Raw genomic sequence first — 2,515 nt, forward strand, 5'->3', positions numbered from 1 at the left:
GGCGAGGCAGACGATGCCGGCGCGTTTTTCACGCGCCCGCGGCAATCGCACGCCGTTTCTGGTCCGGGTTTTTTCGGGCAACCGGGCTCTGGAGGAAGGGCTTGTCATCAGCAAGCGCCAGGCCACGGTGCTGGCGAAAAGCGCCCGCAGCGCCGAAGCCCTGGCGCGCGGCCTCGCCACCAGAAGGCTGATTGCCGAAATCTGGGTGGCGCCGCCGAAGTGAGCGCATGCCCTCCTTCTCTCCAGAAGGCGAAAAGAGAGAAAAAGGCCGCGAACTTTGCCGGCCCATTCTATTGTGCATTGCACAAAAACCTGCAGTGGATTAGCATCTGTTTGAAGCGGGACAATCGGGATTGGGTGACGATGAAGCGGCAGACGGCTGGCGCTTCGTCGGACGCCATGCATACGAGGAACCCGATGAACCTTGGTACTCCAGACAATTCAGGCGCGGCCAGCCTGGAGGCGATCGCTCGTAATGGCAGCCTGTTCAGGCGCATCGCCGTGCGCATCCCGACCTATCTGAAAGATCTACGCGAAAATCCGGCCTGGCTGCCGATGTTCGTGCTGGCGCGCACCATGCCGGGGCGCCGCATGCACTGGCTAGGCGCCAGACGCGTTCGCCCGCTCGACAATGCGGGAGAGACGATGTTTGCCGGCGTCGATCGCGAGGCGGTGGTCGCGGCGCTTCGCTCCGATGGACTGTTTTCGGGGTTCACGCTGCCGTCGGCGATCCATGAGGAGATCGCCGTTTTTGCGCAACGCACGCCCTGTTTCGGCAATTTCGACCGCCGTCTCGAATTCATGCCGGGCGACCATGCCGAGGCGGAGAAGCGTTTCGGCCGCTCGCTGCTCAGCGGGCATTATTTCGAACGCATTCTCGATTGCCCGGCGGCGCTTGCCATCCAGCGGGATCCGCTGCTCCTCGAGGTCGCGCAGCACTATCTCGGCGGCCAGGCGAAACTGATCACGACGCGCGTGTGGTGGAGCTTTCCGACCGGCAAGGCCTCGGATGCCGACAAGAATCTCGCCTCGCTCGGCAAATACCATTTCGATCTCGACGATTGGCGGATGCTGAAATTCTTCTTCTATCTGGTGCCGGTCGACGCCGGCACCGGCCCGCATGTCTATGTCCGCGGCAGCCACAGGCGCCGCGCGCTCAAGCACCAGCTCACGCTTCTGGTCGGCCACCCCGCGGAAGACGTGCTGGACGTCTACGGTCCGGAAAGCCCTGTGACGCTGACGGGCGAGGCGGGCCTCGGCTTCGTCGAGGATCCGTTCGGCTTCCATATGGGAACGGTGCCGGCGCATACGCCGCGGCTGATGATGGAAATCGGCTTCGGCGTCTCGCGGCCGTCGCGCCGCCGCTTCCACGGCGAGCCGGTCATCCGCTGAGCCGGACGGGGCCGCTACTCCGGCTTGCCGCGGCGCCTGAGGTGCTCGTCCAGCCGCGGCATGATCTCGACGAAGTTGCAGGGCATGTGCCGGTAGTCAAGCTGCGCCTTGATGATGCCGTCCCAAGCATCCTTGCACGCGCCGGGCGAGCCCGGCAGCACGAAGATAAAGGTGGCGTTGACGACGCCGCCGGTCGCCCGGCTCTGGACCGTCGATGTGCCGATCTTGTCATAGGAAATCCGGTGGAAGACTTCCGAAAAGCCGTCCATGCGCTTTTCGAAAATCGGCTCCAGCGCTTCCGGCGTTACGTCGCGGCCGGTGAAGCCGGTGCCACCCGTGGTGATAACGACGTCCACCGTTTCATCCCTCGACCAGGCGAGCACTTTTTCGCGGATCTTCTCGCGGTCGTCGGTGACGATGTCGCGAGCCATCAGTATATGGCCAGCCTCTGCGATGCGGTCGGCCAATATCTGCCCGGATTTGTCCTCGGCCAGGCTGCGCGTGTCGGAAACGGTCAGCACCGCGATGCGCACCGGGATGAAGGGGCGGCTTTCGTTGGCCATCAGTCGGTCTCCATGCTGCGCGTCGCGGCCACGAACCAACCGGGATGGCGGCGGCGGATGTCGATCGCCGCGCGCTTGGCGACATTGCCAGTCTCGAACAGGCCGAAGCAGGTAGCGCCGGAGCCCGACATGCGGGCAAAGGCGGCTCCCGCTTTTTTCAGCGCCTTGAGCGCATCGCCAATCGCCGGTTGGATGGCGCGAGCGGCAGGTTCGAGATCGTTCCGCGTCGTGTCCAGCCAATTGCGTATGCCGTGAAAATCGAGCCGGCCGGGCAGCGGCGGCAATGCCGCATTGTCAGGTCCGGAAAGCGCCTTGAATACTTCGGGTGTCGAAACGGCGACGCCCGGGTTGACGAGGACCAGCGCAAGCGCCGGAAACTCCGTCAGCGGCGACAGTTCATCGCCGATGCCGCGCGCAATTAGCGGCCTTGCCTTGAGGCACATCGGGAGATCGGCGCCGAGCGTCAGCCCGATCCGCGCCAGCCCCGCCTCCCCGATGTCGAGCTCCCAGAGGCGCGAAAGGCCGTTGAGCGCCGCCGCCGCGTCGCTCGAGCCGCCGCC

General features: G+C 64.9%; 3 protein-coding genes and 1 pseudogene. 2 read left to right on the forward strand and 2 right to left on the reverse strand.

Annotation, left to right across the window (positions count from 1 at the left end; translation table 11 throughout):
* Together EOA79_RS31340 and EOA79_RS31345 are read left to right on the forward strand one after the other, a co-directional pair.
* A pseudogene (locus tag EOA79_RS31340) lies at positions 1-223 on the forward strand (glycosyl transferase family 2); the annotation flags it as partial.
* Between the two features lie 194 nt (positions 224-417).
* Positions 418-1,392, forward strand: a complete 975-nt coding sequence (locus tag EOA79_RS31345; protein ID WP_095823933.1) for a hypothetical protein — start codon at positions 418-420, stop codon at positions 1,390-1,392.
* A gap of 14 nt (positions 1,393-1,406) precedes the next feature.
* Here EOA79_RS31345 and moaB read toward each other — a convergent pair whose 3' ends face one another.
* Both moaB and EOA79_RS31355 read right to left on the reverse strand, forming a co-directional pair.
* On the reverse strand, positions 1,407-1,955 hold the full coding sequence (gene moaB, locus EOA79_RS31350; protein ID WP_095823831.1) for a molybdenum cofactor biosynthesis protein B: 549 nt from the start codon (positions 1,953-1,955) through the stop codon (positions 1,407-1,409).
* A partial coding sequence (locus EOA79_RS31355; RefSeq protein WP_128293652.1) for a 4-(cytidine 5'-diphospho)-2-C-methyl-D-erythritol kinase occupies positions 1,955-2,515 on the reverse strand: 561 nt, incomplete at its 5' end. The genes EOA79_RS31355 and moaB, both read right to left, overlap by 1 nt.

The organism is Mesorhizobium sp. M1A.F.Ca.IN.020.03.2.1 (assembly GCF_004023205.1).
GTDB lineage: Bacteria > Pseudomonadota > Alphaproteobacteria > Rhizobiales > Rhizobiaceae > Mesorhizobium.